22 protein-coding genes are annotated in these 21,450 nt (G+C 71.3%); 8 read left to right on the top strand and 14 right to left on the bottom strand.

Features of this window, described 5'->3' with window-relative positions:
* Window positions 1–49: 49 nt before the first annotated feature.
* Entirely contained in the window at window positions 50–652 is a 603-nt protein-coding gene (locus ACESMR_RS15385) for a DUF4215 domain-containing protein (protein ID WP_373047982.1), read from the top strand.
* Here the strand turns inward: ACESMR_RS15385 and holA are convergent, their stop codons facing one another.
* Entirely contained in the window at window positions 653–1,933 is a 1,281-nt protein-coding gene (holA, locus tag ACESMR_RS15380; protein ID WP_373047981.1) for a DNA polymerase III subunit delta, read from the bottom strand.
* A complete protein-coding gene (gene holB / locus ACESMR_RS15375) occupies window positions 1,930–2,982 on the bottom strand; it encodes a DNA polymerase III subunit delta' (protein ID WP_373047980.1) in 1,053 nt (350 codons plus the stop codon). Before holB ends, holA begins: the two co-directional genes overlap by 4 nt.
* A gap of 147 nt (window positions 2,983–3,129) precedes the next feature.
* Here holB and ACESMR_RS15370 point away from each other — a divergent pair, with 147 nt between their 5' ends.
* Window positions 3,130–4,056: a M48 family metallopeptidase gene (locus tag ACESMR_RS15370; protein ID WP_373047979.1), complete on the top strand. Its 927-nt coding sequence runs from the start codon at window positions 3,130–3,132 to the stop codon at window positions 4,054–4,056.
* A gap of 70 nt (window positions 4,057–4,126) precedes the next feature.
* Here the strand turns inward: ACESMR_RS15370 and ACESMR_RS15365 are convergent, their stop codons facing one another.
* Window positions 4,127–5,275 (bottom strand): hypothetical protein, encoded by a 1,149-nt coding sequence (locus ACESMR_RS15365; RefSeq protein ID WP_373047978.1) that lies wholly within the window; start codon window positions 5,273–5,275, stop codon window positions 4,127–4,129.
* A 138-nt stretch (window positions 5,276–5,413) separates the two neighbouring features.
* Here ACESMR_RS15365 and ACESMR_RS15360 point away from each other — a divergent pair, with 138 nt between their 5' ends.
* On the top strand, window positions 5,414–5,764 hold the full coding sequence (locus ACESMR_RS15360; RefSeq protein ID WP_373047977.1) for an Mpo1-like protein: 351 nt from the start codon (window positions 5,414–5,416) through the stop codon (window positions 5,762–5,764).
* Here ACESMR_RS15360 and ACESMR_RS15355 read toward each other — a convergent pair.
* The 5 genes from ACESMR_RS15355 to ACESMR_RS15335 all read right to left on the bottom strand — a co-directional run bounded on the left by ACESMR_RS15355 (window position 5,739) and on the right by ACESMR_RS15335 (window position 9,206).
* Window positions 5,739–6,542 (bottom strand): GNAT family N-acetyltransferase, encoded by an 804-nt coding sequence (locus ACESMR_RS15355; protein WP_373047976.1) that lies wholly within the window; start codon window positions 6,540–6,542, stop codon window positions 5,739–5,741. The genes ACESMR_RS15360 and ACESMR_RS15355 overlap by 26 nt on opposite strands.
* Complete coding sequence (locus ACESMR_RS15350) at window positions 6,539–7,336, bottom strand: GNAT family N-acetyltransferase (protein WP_373047975.1); 798 nt, start codon at window positions 7,334–7,336, stop codon at window positions 6,539–6,541. Before ACESMR_RS15350 ends, ACESMR_RS15355 begins: the two co-directional genes overlap by 4 nt.
* On the bottom strand, window positions 7,333–7,845 hold the full coding sequence (locus ACESMR_RS15345; protein WP_373047974.1) for a hypothetical protein: 513 nt from the start codon (window positions 7,843–7,845) through the stop codon (window positions 7,333–7,335). The genes ACESMR_RS15350 and ACESMR_RS15345 overlap by 4 nt, the downstream gene beginning before the upstream one ends.
* Window positions 7,846–7,914: 69 nt before the next feature.
* Entirely contained in the window at window positions 7,915–8,511 is a 597-nt protein-coding gene (locus ACESMR_RS15340; RefSeq protein WP_373047973.1) for an LPP20 family lipoprotein, read from the bottom strand.
* Window positions 8,512–8,645: 134 nt separating this feature from the next.
* Window positions 8,646–9,206, bottom strand: a complete 561-nt coding sequence (locus ACESMR_RS15335; RefSeq protein WP_373047972.1) for an HdeD family acid-resistance protein — start codon at window positions 9,204–9,206, stop codon at window positions 8,646–8,648.
* Between the two features lie 225 nt (window positions 9,207–9,431).
* On the opposite strand from ACESMR_RS15335, the gene ACESMR_RS15330 reads away from it, so the two are divergent.
* Both ACESMR_RS15330 and ACESMR_RS15325 read left to right on the top strand, forming a co-directional pair.
* The gene (locus ACESMR_RS15330; protein ID WP_373047971.1) at window positions 9,432–10,064 is read left to right on the top strand and encodes an NfeD family protein; all 633 of its coding nucleotides are present in this window, start codon (window positions 9,432–9,434) and stop codon (window positions 10,062–10,064) included.
* Between the two features lie 24 nt (window positions 10,065–10,088).
* Window positions 10,089–11,696 carry a flotillin family protein gene (locus ACESMR_RS15325; RefSeq protein ID WP_373047970.1) on the top strand — a complete coding sequence of 536 codons (1,608 nt, stop codon included), beginning with the start codon at window positions 10,089–10,091 and terminating at the stop codon, window positions 11,694–11,696.
* 42 nt (window positions 11,697–11,738) lie between these two features.
* Here ACESMR_RS15325 and ACESMR_RS15320 read toward each other — a convergent pair whose 3' ends face one another.
* From ACESMR_RS15320 to ACESMR_RS15305, 4 genes are all read right to left on the bottom strand, one after another.
* Window positions 11,739–13,028, bottom strand: coding sequence for a pyridoxal phosphate-dependent aminotransferase (locus tag ACESMR_RS15320; RefSeq protein WP_373047969.1), 1,290 nt, complete (start codon window positions 13,026–13,028; stop codon window positions 11,739–11,741).
* Between the two features lie 99 nt (window positions 13,029–13,127).
* Window positions 13,128–14,834, bottom strand: a complete 1,707-nt coding sequence (locus ACESMR_RS15315) for a cytochrome b N-terminal domain-containing protein (RefSeq protein WP_373047968.1) — start codon at window positions 14,832–14,834, stop codon at window positions 13,128–13,130.
* Entirely contained in the window at window positions 14,831–15,322 is a 492-nt protein-coding gene (locus ACESMR_RS15310) for a ubiquinol-cytochrome c reductase iron-sulfur subunit (RefSeq protein ID WP_373047967.1), read from the bottom strand. Before ACESMR_RS15310 ends, ACESMR_RS15315 begins: the two co-directional genes overlap by 4 nt.
* Before the next feature lie 42 nt (window positions 15,323–15,364).
* Window positions 15,365–16,093 carry a hypothetical protein gene (locus ACESMR_RS15305; protein ID WP_373047966.1) on the bottom strand — a complete coding sequence of 243 codons (729 nt, stop codon included), beginning with the start codon at window positions 16,091–16,093 and terminating at the stop codon, window positions 15,365–15,367.
* Between the two features lie 172 nt (window positions 16,094–16,265).
* Between ACESMR_RS15305 and ACESMR_RS15300 the strand changes: the two genes are divergently transcribed.
* The gene (locus tag ACESMR_RS15300; protein WP_373047965.1) at window positions 16,266–17,393 is read left to right on the top strand and encodes a serine hydrolase domain-containing protein; all 1,128 of its coding nucleotides are present in this window, start codon (window positions 16,266–16,268) and stop codon (window positions 17,391–17,393) included.
* Between the two features lie 96 nt (window positions 17,394–17,489).
* Here ACESMR_RS15300 and ACESMR_RS15295 read toward each other — a convergent pair whose 3' ends face one another.
* Together ACESMR_RS15295 and ACESMR_RS15290 are read right to left on the bottom strand one after the other, a co-directional pair.
* On the bottom strand, window positions 17,490–18,188 hold the full coding sequence (locus ACESMR_RS15295) for a transposase (RefSeq protein WP_373047964.1): 699 nt from the start codon (window positions 18,186–18,188) through the stop codon (window positions 17,490–17,492).
* 317 nt (window positions 18,189–18,505) lie between these two features.
* Window positions 18,506–19,330: a PHP-associated domain-containing protein gene (locus ACESMR_RS15290; protein WP_373047963.1), complete on the bottom strand. Its 825-nt coding sequence runs from the start codon at window positions 19,328–19,330 to the stop codon at window positions 18,506–18,508.
* 218 nt (window positions 19,331–19,548) lie between these two features.
* Here ACESMR_RS15290 and ACESMR_RS15285 point away from each other — a divergent pair, with 218 nt between their 5' ends.
* Both ACESMR_RS15285 and ACESMR_RS15280 read left to right on the top strand, forming a co-directional pair.
* The gene (locus ACESMR_RS15285) at window positions 19,549–19,761 is read left to right on the top strand and encodes a hypothetical protein (RefSeq protein WP_373047962.1); all 213 of its coding nucleotides are present in this window, start codon (window positions 19,549–19,551) and stop codon (window positions 19,759–19,761) included.
* Between the two features lie 54 nt (window positions 19,762–19,815).
* Window positions 19,816–21,447 carry a peptide ABC transporter substrate-binding protein gene (locus ACESMR_RS15280; RefSeq protein ID WP_373047961.1) on the top strand — a complete coding sequence of 544 codons (1,632 nt, stop codon included), beginning with the start codon at window positions 19,816–19,818 and terminating at the stop codon, window positions 21,445–21,447.
* The last annotated feature ends 3 nt before the right edge of the window (window positions 21,448–21,450 follow it).

Genomic DNA, 21,450 nt, shown 5'->3' with positions numbered 1-21,450 from the left:
GCCGCCCCCCGGCCACGATGTGCGCTTTCCCTTCACCCGGAGGTTCCTGGTGGGCGCAGCTCGCTGCCTGATCGTCATTGGCGTCGCTCTCTTGCTCCTCGTCGCCTGCGGCTCCGACGACGGGAGCGGCGCCGGCGCGCCGGGTGGTGCCGGCGGCGCTGCAGGTGAAGGGGGTGCCGGTGGTGCCGGCGGCGGGGAGGCCGGGAGCGGCGGCGCCGGCGGCAGCGGCGGGAGCGGCGGGAGCGGCGGCACGACCCTGCCCCCGGTCTGCGGTGACGGCGAGGTCAACCAGGACGACGAGGAGTGCGACGACGGCAACGCCGACGCCACCGACGAGTGCGTCGAGTGCATCATCGTCATCTGCGGCGACGGCAAGGTCACCGGCTACGAAGGCTGCGACGACGGCGAGGGCGTCAACGGCACCGGCGGCCCGCGGGACTGCAGGGCGGACTGCACCAAATGCAGCGATGGCCTGATCAACCACGTCGACGAGCAGTGCGACGACGCCAACGCGGTCGACACCGACGGCTGCACCAACGCCTGCACCCAGGCCCGCTGCGGTGACGGCATCGTCCGCGAGGGCGAGGAGCAGTGCGACGACGGGAACACCGCGGACGGCGACGGCTGCAGCGCCAACTGCCGCCTCGAGTGATCAGCCGCGGACGCCGCAGATCTCCCAGAGGAGCCGCTCGACGTCGAGGCGGCCACCGCCGCTCTTGACCTGCAGGTCGAGGGCGGCTGCCTTGTGGAGCGCCCGCACCAGCTCCTGCCGGGAGAAGCGGGAGGCGGCCTCCGCCTTGAACTTCGCGGCGTTGGGATTGCCCATCTTCAGGCCCGCCTCGTTGTAGGCCTGCACCCACGCCTGCGCCGCCCCGCCGAAGCCGGGGATCCTGCCGCCGGTGGCCTTCGTCGCCTCCCGCGCAGCGAGGAGCTGGCGGATGCAGGTGCCGATCGACGCGGTCACCTGCGGCAGGCCGCCGCCCGCTTCGAGGATCTGCGCGAGCCCCTCGAGGGCGCCGGCGAGGCTCCGCTTCTCCAGCGAGTTGGTAAGCAGGAACTCGACGTCGTGGGAGCGCTCCACCACCGCGTCGACGTCCTCCGCCTCGATCTGCTGCCGATCGCCGACGAAGAGCGCCACCTTCTCCAGCTCCATGTGAAGGAGCCGCACCTGGTCGGCGCCCACCAGCGCGTCGAGCCGGGCGAGCGCGCCGTGGGACGCCCGCTTGCCCAGCGGCGCCAGCACCTCGGCGGCGAGCGCACCGAGGTCGCGCTTCTCCCTGCCGCTGGTCTTGAAGGAGATCTCGTCGCCCGCCTCTTTGAGCTTCTTGAAGAGGCCGAGCCTGCCGTCCAGGGCCACCGCCGAGACGACGAGGTGGTTGCCCGGCGGGATGCCGCGGGCGAGGAGGCGCTCGAGCTCCGCCACGTCGTTGGAGGGCGGCGTGATCCCGTTCTCCTGCGCGAAGGAGGCGGCGGCAGCACAGAAGGCCAGGTCCTCCGCGGAGGGGCTCAAGCCCGCCTCGCTCTCCCACTGCGCAGGCGTGGCCGAGGCGAGCTCGAGCCCCGCCTTCTGCGCCAGGGCGAGGAGCCGCCGCGTCGCCTCCTTGTCCCGGCCCTGCTCCCAGAGCTCCCGGAGCCGGGCGAGCTGATCGCTCTTCGCCGCCCGGCGCGGCGCGAGGAACTCCGGATCCCGGAGCCAGACCACCTTGGTGCCGCGGAACATGGGCACGGTGGCGAGGTCCCGGGCCACGTCGCCCGGCGAGGCGGCGGCCTCGAGCTGCGCGAGGTTGAAGTCCCGCTGCGACGGGGGCACCAGTACGTCGACCAGATCCTCGGCGGCCTTGCGGGCGAGAAACTCCTCTCCGTGGAAGAGGTAGACGGGCTTCGCCTTCCCCGCCTTGGCGTCGGCGAGGATCGCGTCGATCGCTGCGCTCACGAGATCTCCTCCGGCACGATCATCGCGAGGAGCATCTGCTCCACCGCGAGGCGGGCGCTGGCGTGGCGGCGGAGCGCGTCCTTCGCCTTGCCAGCGAGGCGCACCCTGCCCAGCGCCTGCTCGGCGCCGCGGGCTGCTGCCTTGCGGACGAGGGGCGCCAGGTCGCGGTTGGCGAGGGCGTCGTCGGGGAGCCCTTCCGCGGCGAGGGCCACGTCCCGGTAGAAGAGCGCGATCACGTCGAGGCGGAGCTCGGTCGCCTCCCTGCCGCTGCCCGCGATCGTCTCGGCGAGGCCGAGGAGCGGGCGGAGGTCGGTGGGGGCGAGGGCCTCGAGCGCCTCGAGGATCCGGACCCGGTCCGCCAGCGAATCGGCGGAGACGGCGAGCGCCTCCCCCAGCGAGCCGCCGGCGAGGGCGGCGCAGAGCCGGGCGGTCTCCTCGTCGACCCCCTTCTCCTCCCGGACCCGGGCAGCGACGAAGTCGATCGGCAGGGGCACGAAGGGCACGCGCACGCAGCGGGAGCGGATCGTGGGCAAGAGCCCGTCCGCCGCGTCGGCGACCAGGACGAGGTGCGTCCCCTCCGGCGGCTCCTCCAGCGTCTTCAGGAAGGCGTTCTGCGCCGCGGCGTTGAGCGAATCGGCCCGGAGCAGGAGCACCACCCGGCGCCTGCCCACGAGCGGCGCGTGGACGAGCTGTGACTCCACCTGGCGGATCTGGTCGATCTTGAGGTCCCGGGACGGGCTCTTCGGCAGGTCCTCGCGGGCGAGCAGCTTGCGGTGGACCGCCTCGGCCTCCGGCATCACCACCACGAAGTCGGGGTGGACGCCGCGGGCCACCCGCTGGCAGGCGTCGCAGCTGCCGCAGGCCTCCGCGGCAGGTTCCTCGCCGCCCTCCGCGCAGAGGAGGGCGGCGGCGAAGGCGCGCGCAGCCATCTCCTTCCCCACCCCAGGCGGACCGGCGAAGAGCCAGGCGTGGTGGACGCGTCGGTTGCGGAGTGCCGCCTCGAGCTGGCGGATGGCGCGGGGCTGGCCCTGTACGGCGGAGAGCTTCACGGGGGCGCGCATCCTACGGCCGTGAAGCTTTCGGGGCAATCGACCGTCAACGTTTGGAGAAATTGCGGTTGCCGCGACCCGAGGGTCGTGCGCATTGGATGGGGCTTTCCAGCTACGTGCAGCAACGTGCCGCTCCAGGAGACGAGAATGCGTCGTTTGCTATCCAGCCTGTTGATCGCCGTCGCCATGGCCGGCTGTTCCGGCGTGCAGAAGACCGCGGACGCGGGGACCACCGCCCTTGGCGAGGCCCTCCTCCCCACCTCCGAGGAGGTGAAGCTCGGCAACCAGCTCGCCGCCGAGGTGAACAAGGAGGAGAAGATCCTCAAGAACGACGCGGTGCAGCGCTACGTCGATCAGGTCGGGCAGAAGATCGTCAACGCCGCCGGCAAGGACCGCCGCGCCGGCATCAAGTACAACTTCACCGTCATCGACAATCCAAACCAGGTGAACGCCTTCGCCCTGCCGGGCGGGCACATCTACATCTACTCCGGCCTGATCAAGGCGGCGGACAGCGAGGCGGAGCTCGCCTCGGTGCTCGGCCACGAGGTCGGCCACGTCACCGAGCGCCACGCGGCGCGGGCCCTCGGCGCGCAGTTCGGCCTGCAGACCCTCGCCTCCCTCGCCCTGGGCCAGAACCCCGGGATGATCTCGCAGCTCGCAGCCGGCATCGCCGCACAGGGCTACATGTCCCGCCACTCCCGCGACGCGGAGCGCGAGGCGGACAACGAGGGCTTCGCGTTCTTCACCCGCGCCGGCTACGACCCTGCGGCGATGCCCGCCTTCTTCAAGAAGCTCCAGCGGATGTCGGGCGGCAACCCGAACGCCTTCGAGCAGTTCTTCGCCTCGCATCCGGCGCCGGGGGAGCGCGCCCAGACGCTCAGCGGCAAGATCCGCACGAGCGGCAAGAGCTCCGGCAAGAGCGAGCTCGTGGGCGGCTTCGACCAGATCAAGGCGCAGATCGGCGGCAGGAGCAGCTCGACCTCGAAGCCCTCGGGCTCCACCGGCACCAAGCCCTCCGGTTCGACCTCGGGCTCCACGTCGGGCGGTACCCAGCAGGCGCCGCGGCCGCGCTGATCCCGGGTCGCACGTGTAAAAGGCCCGCCCCGCTCTGATGCGGCGGCGGGCCTTTCTCGTTCGTGTGCCTTCAGCGGCGGCGGAAGGCCCGGGCCACCAGGGCGAGGCCGAGCAGCGAGGCAGGTGCGGCGGCGCTGCTGCAGCCGCCACCTTCGCCGTCCTCCTCCTCGCCGTCCTCGTCGAAGCTGCCGGAGCCGCCGGCGCCGGCGTTGCTCCCGCCCGTGCCGCCGCTCCCGCCGGCGCCCCCGGTGCCGGAGCCGCCGCAGCCGCCCATTCCGGCGCAGGTGTCGATGCAATAGCCGCCGTCCATGCAGGTGGTGCCGGCGGGGCAGTCGGCCTGTGTGGTGCACGGCGTCACCGGGTAGCAGGCGCCCGCGGCGCAGCGCTCGTCCGAGAGGCATTCGCTGTCGCTGGTGCAGGCAGGCAACGCGCATCCGCCCTCGATGCAGCTCCAGCGGCCGTCGCCGCGCCCGCCGCATTCGGCGTCGGTGGTGCACTCGAGCATCGCGCAATAGCCGTAGGAGCCGCCAACGCCGCCGCCGCTCCCGCCGACGTTGCCGCCATCGCCGCCGGCCCCACCCACACCACCGGCCCCACCGGCCCCACCGACACCACCGACACCACCGGCCCCGCCTGCACCTGCCGCTCCGCCGGAGCCCCCGGTGCCGCTCCCGGAAAGGATGCAGCGCGAAGGCGCGGGGCAGTCGGCCTGCGAGGTGCAGCTGCGCGGGATGCAGCTCAGCCAGCTGGCGTCGCAGTACTCCGCCGCGGTGCAGTCGGCATCGGTCCGGCACTGCGGCACCACGCAGATCCGGGCGCTCCCCCCGGTGCCGCCCACGCCGCCGGTGCCGCCGGTACCGCCCGTGCCCCCGGTACCGCTGTGCACCTCCATGCATGCCTGCCCACTGGGACAGTCGGCGTCGGTGACGCAGGTGCGGTCCCGACACAATCCCTGCGCCGCGTCGCATGCGGCGGCGGGACCGCAGTCGGCGTCGACGGTGCACTGCCGCTCGTAGCAATAGCCGCTCGAGCCCGCGGGCCAGCTCGGATCGACCTCGGCCGAGCAGAGCTGCCCGGCGGGACAGTCGCTCGACTGCTGGCAGGGGTTGCTGGCGACGCCGCCGGCGCCCCCGACCCCACCCGTGCCGGTTGCCGGTGCTGGTGCCGCGAGGGCCACGAGCGCGAAGAAGGAGAAGCAGGCGAGCAGACGACCGAACATCGAAGAACCTCCAGCGAACGACCGCTCGAACCATAGCCCGCCCAGCGTGCGCTGCCCCACCCGGCGCCCCGACTCTCCGTATTCGCAGATGAATACGGGCGGGAAATCCGCCGCTCGTGGCCGTGGTAGAAGAGCCCGATGCAGCTTCCCGCCGACCCGACCTTCGCCGAGTTCTGGCCCTGGTACCTGGGCGAGCACCGACGCCACGCGACCCGAGCGATCCACACCCTCGGGACCGTCGCCTACCTCTCGTGGCTGGGCGCTGCCCTCGTGGCCCGCAAGCCGGAGCTGGCCCTCGCCTGCCCCGTGATCGCCTACGGCGCCGCCTGGCTCTCGCACCTTTTCGTCGAGAAGAACCGGCCCGCCACCTTCCGGCACCCGCTCCTCTCGTTGTGGGCCGATCACGTGATGGCCTGGTACGTGCTGACCGGGCGCATCGACGCCGAGCTGAAGCGGCTCGGGATCAAGTCGCTGCCGGAGGCGCGGTAGGCAGCTCGCCGACGTACCGATACTCCTGCATCACGGTCGTGCCGCCTGCGGCATGGAGCGCCTCGATCAGCTCGGGCAGGCCTTCCTCGAGCACGAGCGTGATCGTGCCGGCAGGTGCCACCGGAGCGAGGAGCGCAGGCAGTGCTGCCGCACGGTCGAGCCGCAATGGCCGCACGAGGCGCTTTTCCTGCAACCAGACGCCAAAGCTGCGTGCCTCGTCCCGGGCGTCGACGGCGACGAGGGCCGCACCGCCGATCGTCCGGAACCAGCGCATCGCAGCGACGGGCAGGTCGAAACGCGCTTCGATGGCTTCGTCTTCTGCCGGTGTCACCAGCCTGCCGACGAGCGTGGCATCGCGGGGCAGGTCGGTGAGCGCCTCTGCCTGCACTTCCACCCAATCGCTGCGACGCTGCAGCCGAAACCCGCTCCGCTCGTAGAGCGCACGAGCCGCGGCGTTGTGCCCCTCGACGTTGAGCTGCCAGCTGGTGCACCCAGCCTCGCGCAGCCTGCCGGCGAAGGCGGCGAGGAGCAGCTGCGCGATGCCCTGGCGACGCTGCTGCGGATCGACGACGAGCTGGTGCACCTGGCCACAGCGCCCCGCCGTGCCGCCGACGAGGTAGCCGACGACCGAACCGTTCGACTCGGCGACGAGGCTCTGCTTTGCGAGGTCCGTCGCCCAGTGCGTCTCGCCGGGCACCGGACCGCCGGCTCCGAGCTCGGGCACCAGCTGGGCAAAGGCGCCGTAATCCTCCGCCAGGGCGGCGCGCACCCGGATCACCGTGCAGCTCCGGCCAGCGGCGCCACCAGGCGATCGGTCTCGAGGTCGAGGCGCCCGCCGCGCGCGAGCAGCACGTCGCGCAACTCGTCGTTCTCCTCGACTGCCACGCGCACATCCTCGGTCGCACCGGCGCCGAAGGAGGCGAGCAGCGGGCGGAGCAGGTCGGGGCGCAGCAGCCGCAGCAGGACGACGAAGCGCGTGCCCTGCATGTAGATGCCGAAGCCCTGCCGCACGCCGGCGGCGTCCACCACCTCGTGCAGCACGTTGCCTGCAAAGGTCCGGCCCCAGGCCATGTTGCCCTCGCGGAGCCCGAAGGCGCGGTCGATCGCGGCGTCGTCCGCCGGATCGATCGGCCGCGCCTGCACCGCCGCCGCGGGCAGCGTCTCGACGATCGCCGACGTGAGCGTGATCCACGAGCAGGTGCTCGCGTGGCGAAAGCCCAGGCCCTCGTAGAGCCGGCAGGCGGCGACGTTCTCGCGTTTCACGTTGAGCTGCCAGCTGGTGCAGCCGCGCGCCCGCAGCCGCTCCCCCATCGCCGCCATCAACCGCCTGCCGAGGCCGGCCCGCCTGCGTCCTTCGTCGACCACGAGCTGGCTCACGTGGCCGACGGTGCCGAAGGGCACGCCGAGCACGTAGCCGGCGACGCCCTGCCCATCCTCGGCGACGATCGCGTCGGCGAACATCCCGCCCTGCCACTGTGCCTCGTCCGGCACCGCGAACTCGGGCCCGAGCGCCGGAAACAAGCGGGCGAACGCGGCGTAATCCAATGGGGCGGCGTCTCGGATCTCGATCACTCGCAACGCTCCCTGCAGAGATGCTCGGCAAGAAAGCACTCGTGGGCGCAGGGCGTACACGCTTCCCAGCTCGAGCGGGAGCACGTTTCGAGGCACGCCTGGCGCTCGTCGGTGCAGCGCTGCGAGCAGGTCGCGTCAGGGCTCGGCAGAGGTTCAGCGCACGCCGAGATGATCTCGGCGAGGTCGTCTGGCGCAGGGGCGGACTCCCCCCGGAGTTCGTCGCACCGAGCGGCCTGCGCCGCGAAGCACGCAACGCTCTCCCCCCGCCCGAGCTTGTTGCAACTTTCCACGCACCAGGTGGGATCGTACTCTTCCGGCATGCCCGGGGTACCGTAACAATAGCCCGCTGGCTCGCCGGGCAGGATAGCCCCGCAGCTCGTCGTCATCGCCCGGCAATTGTCGATGGTGCAGCCGGCGGTGTCGCCTGCGCGTTCGTCCTCATCCTCGCCGCACGCAACCGCACCGATCAGCAGGGCAGCCACGGCCGCCCCCCACAGATGACGCTTCATCGTCCCCCCCAGCCGGGCCTTGGTGTGCAGGCATCATTCACGACCGGGGGCGCGAAGTGCAAGCGCCGGCTACCGCTCCCGGCGCTTGTCGAGCTGCTCGTCGAGATCGCGGAAGGCCTCGTCGGCCCTCTCGATCACCGCGCGGCGCACGCTGTCCGAGAGGTTCTGCATCTTGCTGACCGCGTCCTTGAAGCGCTCGGTGTCGAGGGCGACGATCGCGTAGAAGGTGCCGCTGTCCGAGATCCAGGAGTCGATCATCTCCGTGCCCGAGAGCGTCATGTCGGTGATCTGCCGGCCCACGTCGACGAGGTGCTGATCGTCGGCGGCGGCGTTGCCGAAGTCCTGCCCGCCGGTGGTGGTCGCCTGGTAGTCCTTGAGCATCGACTCGACCTGCACCTGCAGCGTCCGCGCGATCTCGGTCCGCGCCCTGGCGACGGCGCCGCTCCTGGCGAGGCCGGCGTTGCGGGTGCCGCCTGCGGAGCCGACGCCGCAGATCTTCCGATCGTCCTCGTCGTCCCAGAAGGCGACACAGCCTTTGCGCACCCAGTCCGGCGCGCCGGCGAGCTCGTCGCGCACGTGGTTGCCCGGCGGCTCCGGCGTCGAGGAGCAGGCCGCCCCTCCGACCACCAGCGCAGCGACGATCCCCAAAAGAGCGAAGCGCTTCATCGTTCCCCTCCGTGGCAGGTGAGCAGCCGGTGACGTCCAGCGTCCCGGCCGCATTCAACCAGCCCGGTGGGGAAAGGTGCTTCCACCCGCACGGGGAGGTCCCGCTCGGCGAAGAACGGCGACCTCCCCGCCTTTCAGACCGTCACGTGGCGGCGCTCGCGGGCATGGCCGAGGGAGCGCAGCCGCAGCGACAGGCCGATGAGCGACGCCCCGAAGAGCACGGCGTAGAGGCCGATGAGCCAGACCACGGCGAGCGCGCCCGCAGCCGGGTTGGCGAAGACGAGGATCGCGAAGAGCACCGAGAGCGCCCCCGAGAGCCCGAGCCAGAACTCGCCGGTGATCTGCTTGCGCAGCTTCACCGAGGCGACGATCTCGAGCACACCGGTGATGAAGGCCCAGGCGCCGATGAGGAAGGCGAGCGCCGCGGCGGTGACCGCGGGCCACATCCAGGCGAAGAGGCCGACGACGATGCCGGTGACGCCCACCAGCGCCAGCGAGCCCCACCGTTCGTGGGCCCTCGCGCTGCGCACCGCAGAGATCAGGGTGAAGACGCCATCCACGATGGCGAACGAGCCGAAGAGCAGGATGAGGAAGCCCAGGCTGATCCCCGGCAGGAAGAGGAGCAGGAGACCGAAGAGGATCGCCACCGCGCCACGGAGTGCGATCGCCCACCAATTGCGAACCAGCGTGTTCACCGCATACCCCCACGAAAGACCGTCGTACGGATACGGTGCAGACGGGCCGCCGCAGCAGACAAGCCACGCCCGAGCCACGGCTCGGCCGGCGTGGGGGGAAGGAAGCGCCGGCTCGATTGACCCCCGATCCGGCCCCCGCTACCGTGGCCTTCCACGTGGCAGGATTCGGGGGGATACCTGCTCGCCAGCGCCCCGACTCCGCCCTCGTTCGCGTCGAGGCCGGGCATGCCCAGCATCTACCTGCTCTGCGGATTGGTCGGTCTCGGCTGGTCGGTGATCAACCTGATCCTCGGCCAGGCTGGGGGCCACGACGCTGCCCACGGCGACCTCCACGTCGGCGGGTCCTTCGGCGCAGGGGGCAACGGCACGGGCCACGGCGAGGCGATCGCCGACCCGCAGGCCGATCTCTCGCTGCCCCTCTTCTCCCCCACGGCGATTGCCGGCTACCTCACCGGCTTCGGCGCCACCGGCTACGGCCTGGTCGGCGGGCTCGGGGTGGAGAGCCCGTTCGTCCACGTGCCCGCCTCGCTCGTCGGCGCCGCAGCCCTCGGCCTCGGCGTCGCCTGGGGCACGGTGAAGCTGCTGCAGGCAGGCGAGACCGGGAGCGCGCAGCGGCGGCAGGCCCTCGCAGGCAGCAGCGGCGAACTCACCGTGGGGATCCCGACCGGCGGCGTGGGCGAGGTGGCCTTCCTCGTCGGCGGCACCCGCTCCACCGCACCGGCCCGGTCCTGGGACGGCGCTTCCATCCCCCGCGGCGCCGCGGTGCGAATCGTCCGCGCCGACGAGTCGACCTTCGTGGTGCAGCCCGCAGCGGAGCGCGCCCTCGCGCCGCTCCTCGCCGACGCCTTTCGCGACTGATTGCTCGAGCTACAGGAGATAGAGATGTCCTTGCCATTCGGAGGCGAGCTGCTCGTAGCCGCCCTCGGTATCCTGATCTTCCTCGTCGCCGTCACCCTGGCGCTGCTCTCCCGCTACAAGAAGGTCGGGCCCAACGAGGCGCTGATCATCTCGGGCCTGGTGCGGAATCGGACCATCGATCCGACCAAATCCCTTGGTTTCAAGATCCAGGTGGGCGGCGGCGCCTTCGTCTGGCCGGCGATCCAGAAGGCGGACATCCTCTCCCTCGAGGTGATGACCATCCACGTGCACACGCCCGAGGTGGTCACCGAGCTCGGCATCCCCATCCGCGTCGACGGCATCGCGCAGATCAAGGTCGACTCCACCAACGTCGCCATCGCCACCGCCGCCGAGCAGTTTCTCGGACGCGGGCGCAACGAGATCATGAACGTGGCGCTGCAGACGGTGGAAGGTCACCTCCGCGCCATCCTCGGCACCATGAACGTCGAGGACATCTACAAGAACCGCGAGGCCTTCGCGCAGAAGGTGCAGGAGGTGGCCGCGCCCGACATGGCGCACATGGGCCTGCGCATCGTCTCCTTCACCCTGCGGGACATCTCCGACGCCAACGGCTACCTCGACGCCCTCGGCAAGCCGCGCCTCGCCGAGGTGAAGCGCGACGCCGCGGTGAAGGAGTCGATGGCCCACGCCCAGGCGGAGATCGCCCAGGCGGAGGCCAACCGCGACGCGGCGATCCGCTCGGCGGCGGCGAAGAAGGAGGGCGACGTCGCCCGCTTCGCAGCGGAGACCGAGGTGGCGCTGGCGAGCCGCGACTTCGAGTCGAAGCAGGCGGAGTTCACGGCCAGCGTGAACCAGAAGAAGGCGGAGGCCGATCTCGCCTACGACCTCTCGCGCTTCAAGAAGGCGCAGGAGGTGAAGAAGGAGGAGATCGCCGTCGCCGTGGTGGAGAAGGAGCAGCTGATCTCGGTGCAGGAGCGCGAGATCCTCCGGGCCCAGAAGGAGCTCGAGGCCACGGTGCAGAAGCCCGCGGACGCCAGGCGCTACGCCGCGCAGGTGGACGCCGACGCGGAGAAATACCGCCTCACCGCCGAGGCGGAAGGGCGCGCCTCCGCTGCGCGGGCCTCGGGTCTCGCCGACGCCGAGGTGCTGCGCGCCACCGGTCTCGCCGACGCGGAGGCGATCAAGGCCCGCGGCTCGGCGGAGGCCGAGGTGGTGCGCCTGCGCGGCCTCGCCGAGGCGGAGGCGATGCGCAAGAAGGCGGAGGCCTTCCAGAGCTACAACGCCGCCGCCGTGGTGGAGATGTTCACTTCGATGCTCCCCGAGCTGGCGAAGGCGGTCTCCGAGCCGCTGTCGAAGATGGAGAAGATGGTGGTCATCAACTCCGGCGGGGAGGGCGGCGGTGCCTCGAAGGTGACCCAGGACGTGGCCAACATCGTGGCGCAGCTGCCGCCGGTGGTCGAAGGGATCAGCGGCGTCTCCCTGGCGCAGGTGATGAAGCACGTGCCGGGGATCGGCGCCGCCTTCGCTGCTGCGGAGGAGGAGAAGGCCGAGGAGAAGCGGGGCTTCGTCACCGCCAACGAGGCGATGGGCCTGCCCACGCCCGAGGAGCTCGAGGCGGCCCGCCGCCGCTGATCGATCCGCCGGCGCCGGTTCGTGCCCGGTCGCGAGCCGGCGCTACCGCACCCAGTCGCAGATCCGCTCGATCGCGGTGACCACCCTGCCGCAATGGGCGCGCAGCCAGCGCTCGTCGAGGGCCGCGCCGCCTTCCGCGCCTGCGAGCGCCACACCGCCGTCGAAGTCGACGTAGGCCAGGCGCAGGGTGAGCTCCTGCCGCGGCCTGCCGAAGTCGACGCCGGGGAGCGTGGCGACGCCGGTCTCCTGGAGCAGCCGCTCGCAGAGCGGCCGGGATCCCTGGATCCCGCGCCCGCGGAGCCTGTCCTCGAGGGGCGTGAAGTCGGGGAAGAGGTAGAAGCCGCCCTCCGGCTCCTGCACGGCGATGCCCGCCTCGCGCATCTTCGCCACCGACCAGTTGCCCAGCGCAGCGAGGACGCGGCGCGAGCCGGCGAGATACGCCTCGATCTCCGGGCCGCCCGTGAACGCGCTCACCGCGGCGTGCTGGATCGGCGCCGAGGTCGAGGTGTAGGTCTCGGTGGCGACGGCGGCCATCGCGTCCTGGAGCCAGGCGAGGCGCCGCGGAAAGAGGAAGGTCCCCAGCCGCCAGCCGCCGGCGCCGCACCACTTCGAGAGGCCGGAGGAGACGATCGTCCCCTCGGGATAGAAGCGGGCCACGGAGAGGTGCCCCCCTGCATGGTGGGTGGCGCCGTAGATCTCGTCGGAGAGGAGCAGGACCTTGTGGCGCCGCGCCACCTGCGCGATCCCCCGCAGCTCGTCCGCACTGTAGGTCGCGCCGGTGGGATTGGAGGGGTAGTTGAGGATCAGGATCCGGGGCCGGTCCGGATCCTCGCAGCAGAAGGCATCGAGCTGATCGGCCCCGACCTTCCACCGCCCCTTCGCGTTGGTGGTCAGCCAGTGGACCTGCCGCCCGAGGATGTGGGCCTGCGGCGCGTAGGAGACCCAGCTCGGCGAGGGGATCACCAGGTCGCCGTAGTGGGCGAGCTGGAGGAGGAACATCAGCTCCTTGGAGCCGGGGCCGATGAGCACGCCGTCGGCCTCCGCCTCGATCCCCTGCTCCCGCCGGTGGTAGCCCGCCACCGCCTCCCGCAGCGACCGCAGGCCGCGCGCCGGCAGGTAGTCCTTCTCGTGGGCGTGGGACTGCAGCGCCCGGACCACGGGCTGCGGCACCGGGAAGGGCGACTGGCCCAGACCGAGCTTGAAGATCTCGCGGCCTGCGCGCCGCAGCTCGTCGGAGCGCTCGTTGATCGCCACCGTCGCGGAGGGCTTGAGGCCCCGCACGTTGAGGTTGAGATGAACGTCAGGCGCCCCACTCTCGCTGCTCAGCCGCATCGACCGCTCCCGTCCTTGCGCGGCCTTGGGGCCGCGCCACCAGTTGGCCTGCGGTGAGGATAAGGCCCCGGGTGGCGTGCGAAAACCTTGAGCGGCTCGTCAGGTCGGGTCTGTGGGCTCGTGTGCCGCCACCTGCGCGGGGGGAGGTGCCAGCTCGCGCTGCTCGAGCCGGCGGAGCCAGGTGATCACCGCCTCGATGCCTTCGTCGGAGAGCTCGTGGGGCTCGAAGGAGGGCATCTCGTTCCCCTCGCCGTAGAAGAGGTCCGAGCCCGGATCGCGAAGGAAGGCGCGGAGCCACGCATCGGACCCGTAGCCGGCGAGGTTCGGGGCGGCGCCCTCCACCCCCGGCGTGATCTCGTGGCAGGACTCGCAGCCCATCTCGTCCCAGGCTGCGCGGCCTGCGGCGAGCGACGCGGGCAGCTCGTCGGGATCGACGCCGGGGTGGGCCCGCAGGCCCTGGAGGAAGGCGACCACGAGGGCGAGCTGCTCGGGATCCTCCTCGGCGTAGGGATCCATCTCGTCGATCTCGGTGGTGCCGAAGAAGCGCGGATCCCGCGGGTGCTCGACGAGGGCCCGGAGCCAGGGAGCGGAGAGGTAGCCGGCGAGATCGGGGCCGTTGGGCTCGTCGGTACCGGCGCCGCCCACCAGGTGGCAGGGAGCGCACTGCTGGGCATAGATCCTCTTGCCTGCGGTGAGAGGATCCCGGGCGAGCATTACCGCGGCACCTTCCGGCGGCAGGCCCGCTTCGGCGATGAGGGTCGCCCGGGCGGCGTCCTCGGCTGCTGCGGCCTGCGCCGCGATCAGGGTCTCGTCCACCGCCTCGTGGCGCAGGCCCATGGCGAGGAGGCCGATGAGCCCGAGGCCACCGGCGCCCATGCAGCTGAGCCAGGGAAGGCGCGGCGCCCAGGCCTGTGCCGTGGCGCTGCCGCGGTCGAGGAAGGGGAGCGCGAGGAGGAAGAGCACCGCCACCCCGGGGATCACCGCGGTGCCGAGGAGGGCGAGGGAGGCGGGAAAGAGGGCGACGAGCTGGTTGAGCGGAACGAAATACCAGGCCGGCGTCGCCTGGTAGGAGGAGGCGGGCTCCGCGGGCGCCCCCAGCTCCACGGGCAGGACGATGGAGAGCACCACGAGCCCGCCCACCGCAGCAGCGGCGCCGAGGAGCGCGAGCGGCAGGGGATCGCGGGTGAAGGCCTGGCGGTTGCGACCGGCGAGGTGCCACTGCAGCGCGCCGATGCCGAGGAGGAGCGCCGGCAGCGCCACCGCGTGGAGCGCGTAGAAGCGGGTGAGGGTCAGGTTGCCGAGGTCGTTGCCGCCGAGGAAGGCAGCGTGCAGCACCGGCCCCACCACCGGCATGCTGGCCATGATCCCGCTCTCCACCCGGGCGCCCCAGTAGCCGTCCTGATCCCAGGGGAGCGGGTTGCCGGTCATCGCCGAGCCGAGCACCACGAAGAGCGCCGCTACCGAGAGCCACCACCGGACCTCGTTCGGCCTGCGGTAGCTGCCGGCGAGCGCGGTGAGGAGCAGGTGCAGCCCCATCGCCACCACGATCGCCGAGGTGCCCCAGTGGTGGAGCGAGCGGATCAGCGCGCCGAGGGCGAGGCGGTTCTGCACGTACCAGACGCTGCCCCAGGCGTCGGTGGCGGTGGGGGCGTAGTGGAGCGAGAGCGCGAATCCCGTCGCGAACTGCACGAGGAAGAGCGCCACGAGGACGCCGCCCAGGGCGGAGAGCCGTGGCGGCTCCTCGGTGAAGCGCCGCAACGCCGAGGGGAGGCCGGTCCGTTCCTCGAGGAATTCGATCGGTTTCACGCGACCACCTTCGCGAAGCGCACCAGGACGCGGCCGTTCTCGACCCGGCTCTGGAGCTTGTCGAGATCCCGCGGCGAGGGGCCGGAGATCTTCTCGCCGGCCTTGCCGAAGACGCCGTCGTGGCAGGGGCACTCGAAGCACCCCTTCTTCTCCACGAAGTCGACCGAGCAGCCGAGGTGGGGACAGGCGCTCGAGAAGGCGGTGACGCTGCCGTCCTCGCCCTTGAGGATCCAGGCCGAGCCCAGCTCGACGTTGCGGAAGGTGCTCCACGCGTCGGTGCGGTCGGAGCGGATGGTCACCCGCAGCGGATGGCCGGCGAGGATCTCGTCGACGGCGCCGACGTCGACGAAGTCCTCGCCCTCGCGCACGGTGGTGGTGCGCACCGGCGCGAGGAGCGAGGCGCCGATGGGCGCGCCTGCCAGGGTGGCTGCGCCGGCACCCAGGATCACGAGCAGTCGGCGGCGGTTCGGATCACGTGCGTCACTCATGCGATCGATGAGACGCGTATACGATTTGTTAACGCAAGGGGGCTACTCCGAGGCAAGTGTCGCGCCCTCGCCTTCCCATGAAATCAGCCTGCCGCCGACGATGAGCGCCTTGCGCTTGTCGAAGGGCCAGATCCACTCCTCGCGGCGCCCTTCCTCGGAGGGCGAGAGGTTCTTCCGCTCGGGATAACCCCACGCCATCGCCACCGCCTCTGCGGGCATGCCCTCGACGAGGCGCTTCTCGTTCACCGCCTTGCGGACCTCCGGCGAGAGCTGCGCGAGGGCGGGACCGAGGTCGTCCGGGGAGAGCCAACGCTCGAGCTCCGCCATCACCTGGTCGAAGGACTGCACGTCCCTGCCGAGCAGGATCACCGGCGCGGGATCGCGGGGCAGCCCCTCCACGTCGACGAAGAGCCAGGGGTTGTAGCGGGGGCCGAAGGGGTTGCGGGTGGTGACGTCGTAGCCGGTGGGGAGCTCGAGCTTGCGGATCCGCACCCGGGTGCCCGCCGGGATCACGGCGGTGGGCTGCCCGGGCTCGATGGGAACGCCGGCTGGGTTCACCACCCACGGGATCTCGCCGGGGACGCCGTCGGAGAGGAAACGCTTGTCGGCGTCGCTCCAGAACGGGCCCACGTACATGGCGTGGCGCAGGTAGAAGGTGCGGCCCGGGAGCGAGCGCTCGAGGCGCATGCGATCCGCATCGGGGACCCTGGTGTGGCTGGCGCAGCCGGCAAACGAGACGGCGATCGCCACGGCAGCGAGAAGACGCTTCATCGAATCCATCCTTCCGAAGGCGCGAGGCGCCATCCGGCCGATCTACACCGACCGGCCACGACGGAGAATGGAACGTCGGGCGGGGGCCTGCCTGTTCCCTTGCTCGGTGTGGGAAAGCGATCAGGCCGGCGGGCTTGCCACCCATGGCCCGTTTTCGCAGCATGCGGGCACGATGAGACCGTTCGCGGCGGCCCTGTTCGCCTTGCTTTCCGCCTGCAGCACCACCGGTACACCGCAGCAGATCGCGGCGCCTGTGGAAGTCCTCGATGACGGACGAGCCGCACGCCTGCAGGCGTTGGTGGCGCAGTTGGCGCGGCCGCCCTTCGCCACCGCGGCGAGCCTGTCCGTTTCGACGGGCGGCGAGGTATCCTCGATCACCGCCGGCGAGGCCTGGGCCGGCGGACCGGCGGTAGCCGACGAGACGCGGTTCAACCAGGCGAGCGTCAGCAAGCTGATCACCGCTGCGCGGGTGGTGGCGCTGGTTCACGAAGGCCGCCTCGGTCTGGACGACAGCGTGCGGCAGCACCTACCCGGCGTCCGGCTCGTCGATGCGGCCGGCACCGACCACGCCGGCTCGATCACGCTCCGGCAGCTGCTTCAGCACCGCGGGGGCCTGCCCCACCAGCCGGCCTCGCTCGATCCGAGCCGCGTCGGATCGAGCTGGGGCGATCCAGCCCTGCTCACGAAGCTCGCCAGCGCGTGGTCGGTGCAGCTGGTGGCGGAACCCGGTACCTACCGCTACTCGAACCTGGGCTACGCGCTCCTCGCTGCCGTGACCGAGAAGGTGGAGGGCCGCACCTTCCCCGACGCACTCGATCCCTGGCTCGCCGGGAAGGAGCTGCCGCACGCGACCTTCCGCCCTGCCCTGCTGCAGGAAGGCGCCGCCCACGGCAGCGTCGAGCGGGAGGGCGCCGTCGCGTTCCTCCCGCCCGGCTGGTACGCGAGCAGCTACGCCCTGCCCTTCACCGGGCTCTGGGCCTCCACACCCGACATGGTGCGCTTCGGCCGGCACCTCGCCGACGCCGCCGGCGATCCCGCCGCGCCGCTCCACGCGATGACGCAGCTCGACACGGCCACCGGCCACGGCCTCGGGCCCGTCCACCGCTCGCGCTTCGGCATGCGCAGCCTCGAGCACGACGGCGCGGGCCCCGGCTTCCTCGCCTGGCTGGTCGTCATCCCGGAGCGCGACCTCGTCCTCGCCGTCGCATGCAACACCGACGGCGAAGCCCGCGCTAACGGCCAGCGTTTCGCCGCCCACGTGAACGAGATGCTGCAGGTCGTCGTCGAGCCGCCTCCCTGACTGCCGCCGCGTCCGCGGGGGCAGGGAGAGCGCGCATCGGCCTGCTGTAGATGCAGCCCGGCTGATCCCCGCACAGTGGAGCCACCGGGCCCGCGACTATCGGTGCATCGCCAACACCGGCTTCGCCGTGGGTCGGCGGCTCCAGCCCTCGCGCAGCAACCAGGTTCGTGGCTCGAGCAGCACTCGGTCGTCGCCGCGCAGGTCCATCGTCACGGGAGCCTGCCCCTGTGGCCCCGCCGCAAAGCGATCGATCACCACCGGGCCGACCGGGTCGCGACGCTCGAGCATGTGCTTGCGCGTGTTGGAGAGGACGTAGCGGATTGCGTTGCGGACCTGGGTCGGGGTGCGGAGCACGGCGGCGTGGTAGCGGTCGGCGACGACGCGGCCGCTGCGGCGCATCAGCTGGTTGAGCCCCCTGGCGACGCGGATGGAGATCGAGCGCATCGCCCGGCCGAGGTTCCGGCGGTGCTCCACCTCGAGGATGAGGTGGAGGTGGTTGCCCTGCACCGAATAGTGGGTGAGGCGCGCGCCGGTTTCCCGCACCGCCAGCAACGCGCGGGAGAGCACGTTCCACGCCCGGTTGGTCCGCAGGTTCCAGACATCCGGCATCATCCGCACGGTGACGTGCACCGGATGCCGGCGCTCGATCTCCGCACGGCGGTGGTGCGGCACGGCGCGCCGATCACCGAGAGGACGCGGGCCCTTCGGCTTGCGGCCCGCGCCCTTGCGAGCGCCGCCCCAATTCCGCTCCTTGAACCGGAGCTTTCCCTGCGCGCTCTTCTTTGGCTTCGCCATCGTCCACTCCCACGTTCCGCTGCAACGAAGGGGCTCGACAACCAACCGGCCACTTGAAAAGCATATGTTGATCTCGCGCTGCGTTCTACCGCCCGGAAGGGTCGTGAATCGCTCGGGCGAGGCGCTGCGGGAGTGGAGCGGTGGCCCGACAGGCGAGACGGCCTGTCGGATCCGTCTGCGGGATGGATTCATCCCGTGAGAGGCGAGCGGCCGGAGTCGTGCGACTGTGGGCGCAAGCAGGGATCGGGCGCGGCGGCTGGGTTCAGACCACCCCGCCCGGTTCGAGGAGCACGAGAGCCGCTCGGCGCAGCTCCGATTTAGCGGCGCCCGCCGCCGCCCCGGCCGCCCCTGCCGCCGCGCCTGCGGTGGCCGCCGCCGCCCCGGCGATCGTCGCGGCCGCCGCGGCGCTCGCCGCCGTATCCGCCGCGGCGGTCGTCGCGCCGCTCGTCCCGGCGCTCCTCGCGCTCGCGCAGGGCGAGCTCGTCGCCGACGAACTTCGGGGGCGTGCCGATGGCCACCGCCCACACCGAGCCGGCGCGGAGCGCCGCCACCAACGCCGCCTCGTCCCGGATCGGATCGCGGAAGAGCGTCGCCGCCGTGCCGATCTCCTGGTAGCTGCCCTCGGCGGCGCTGCCGCCGACGCAGGGTAGCGAGAGGTGATCGGCGGCCTCGATGGCGAGCTCGTTCACGTTGTTCTTGCGGGTGCCGGCGAAGCCTTCGATGGCGGCGAGGCCGCGGAGGGTGAAGATGAAATCACCGGCGGGGCGCTCGAGGTTGCGATCGTAGGGATGGGCGGCGATCGCCACCCCGCCCCGCTCGCGCACGGTCTCGATCACCTTGCGCACCGGCCACCGCTCGCCGTCGCCCGGCGCGCCGAACATCTCCGCAGGCTCGGGGACCTCCTCGGGCCTGGGGAAGAAGACGAGGTAGTGGCCGTGGTCGGTGGTGATTTCGGCCCCGACGAAAATGGCCAGGTCGGTCTGCTCGCGGAGCCGGTGGAGCGCCGCCGCGCCCTTCCAGGTGTTGCGGTCGGTGAAGCAGATGCCGTCGAGCCCCACCCCTTCGGCCTTCTCGAGGGCAAGGGTCGGATCGAGCTTGCAGCCCGGCGTGAAGGAAGTGTGGACGTGCAGATCGACGAGCAAGGCCGTCCTCCTCTTGGAAAACTGCCCTCCGCTACCACAGGCCCGCCGGGATCGGAATCGAAGATCCCTGCCGGCCCTTGACCACGGGTGAACAAGTCACCTCTCGGGCCCCTCCCCGTTTGACACCCGGTGTGCGGGCTGAAATGATCCCGCACGTTTCCGCACCCTTCGCAGGGCCCCATTCGATTTCCGCGCGGAAGCGCGGTGGGAGCGGTCGTATGTTTTCGGGAGTGAAGGTCTTCTCCGCCACCAGGGCACGGGACCGCGACGAATTGGGCGCCAACGTCACGCGCTGGCTCAAGGCCAACTCCGACCTCGACGTGATCGACCGGGTGGTGGTGCAGTCCTCGGACAACGAGTTCCACTGTCTCTCGGTGGTGATCTTCTACGAGGTCCGCGCCCGGGCGGAACAGGCCCGCGCCGCCGGTTGAGCCCTACCCGCGTCCGCCCGAATCGTCCATCGGCTTCCCAGGGGGACCGCCTCGGTGCCTTCGCGTCTGCTTCTCGTCCTCGCCTCGCTCCTCGCGTTCCTCGGTGCCTGCAAGCAGAGCGGTGAGACCTTCGGCCCTGCCGAGCGAACCCGTTCCGACAACACCTACGTATTCGGTGGCGGCGCCGAGCCCGAGTCGATCGACCCGGGACTCGCCTACGACTCGCCCGGCCTCGAGATCGCCCGCAACGTCTTCGAAGGGCTGATGCGCTACGACCCGGCGACCCTCGAGCCGCTGCCCGGCGTGGCGCGTTCCTGGGAGCGGAGCGAGGACGGCACGCGCTACCTCTTCCACCTCCGCCCCGACGCCCGCTGGTCGAACGGCAGGCCCGTCACCGCCCACGACTTCGTCTACGCGTGGCGGCGCGTCCTCGATCCCCGCACCGCGGCGCAATACGCGGCGCTCCTCTGGGACCTGGAGAACGGCAAGGCCTTCGCCGAGGGGAAGGCGAAGGCGGAGGAGGTCGGCGTCCGGGCGCTGGACGAAAACACCCTCGAGGTGCAACTCGCGCAGCCGGTGCCGTGGTTCCTCGACCTCCTCGCCTTCGCGCCCTTCTACCCGGTACCCGAGGAGACGATCCGCGCCCACGGGATTCGCTGGACCCGGCCCGAGAACATCGTCACCAACGGCCCCTTCCACCTCGCCAACTGGCGGATCAGCTACGAGATCGAGCTGGAGAAGAGCCCCACCTACTGGGGCCGCGACGAGGTGGCGATCGATCGCGCCGTCGCCGTGATCTCGGACGACAACCACGCGATGGTGCGCCTCTTCAAGGCAGGCGAGCTCGACTGGCTCGGCGCGGACAACAAGCCGCCGGTGGAATACCTCTCGTTCCTCGAGGGCAAGCGCGACTACCGCAAGAACCCCGAGCTCGCGACCTACTTCTACTGGCTCAACGTGCGCACCGACACGCCGGCGCAGCGGGCCTCCCCGGTACAGGACGAGCGCGTGCGGCAGGCGCTCAACCTCGCCATCGACAAGCAGGCGCTGGTGGATTTCGTCACCCGCGGCGGCGAGCGCGCGGCGCGGACGCTGGTCCCCGATCTCTTCGAGCCCCTCGGTTACGAGCCGCCGCAGGCGCCGGACCACGATCCGGCAGCAGCGCGCAGGCTCCTCGCCGAGGCGGGCTACGGCCCTGGCGGCAATCCCTTCCCGCAGCTGACGCTCACCTACAACACGGACGACCGGCACAAGCAGGTGGCCGAGGCGATCCAGCAGATGTGGAAGAAGGAGCTGGGGATCGACGTCGCCCTCGAGAACCAGGAGTGGAAGGTCTTCATGAACAACCGCACCGAGGGCTATTTCGAGATCGCCCGCGCCGGTTGGACCGGGGACTTCCAGGATCCCTACACCTTCCTCTCGATGTTCCTCTCCGACTCGGAGCTGAACGAGGCGAAGTGGAAGAACGCCACCTACGACCGGCTCGTGAACGAAGCGCTCACGAAGGTCGACGACGCCGAGCGCTACGCGCTCTACGCGAAGGCGGAGGCGATCCTGCTCGAGGAGGCGCCGATCCTGCCGCTCTACTTCTATTCGAAGCAGACGCTGATCGGCGGGTGGGTGAAGGGCCTCCATCCCAACTCGCAGGGCATCCACCCGCTGCGCGACATCCGGTTGGAGAGGTAGGTG

Origin of the sequence: Vulgatibacter sp., from assembly GCF_041687135.1 — a bacterium.
Lineage (GTDB): Bacteria > Myxococcota > Myxococcia > Myxococcales > Vulgatibacteraceae > JAWLCN01.
Note: the sequence above shows the minus strand (reverse complement) of the source record. Positions and strands in the feature narration are given on the sequence as shown.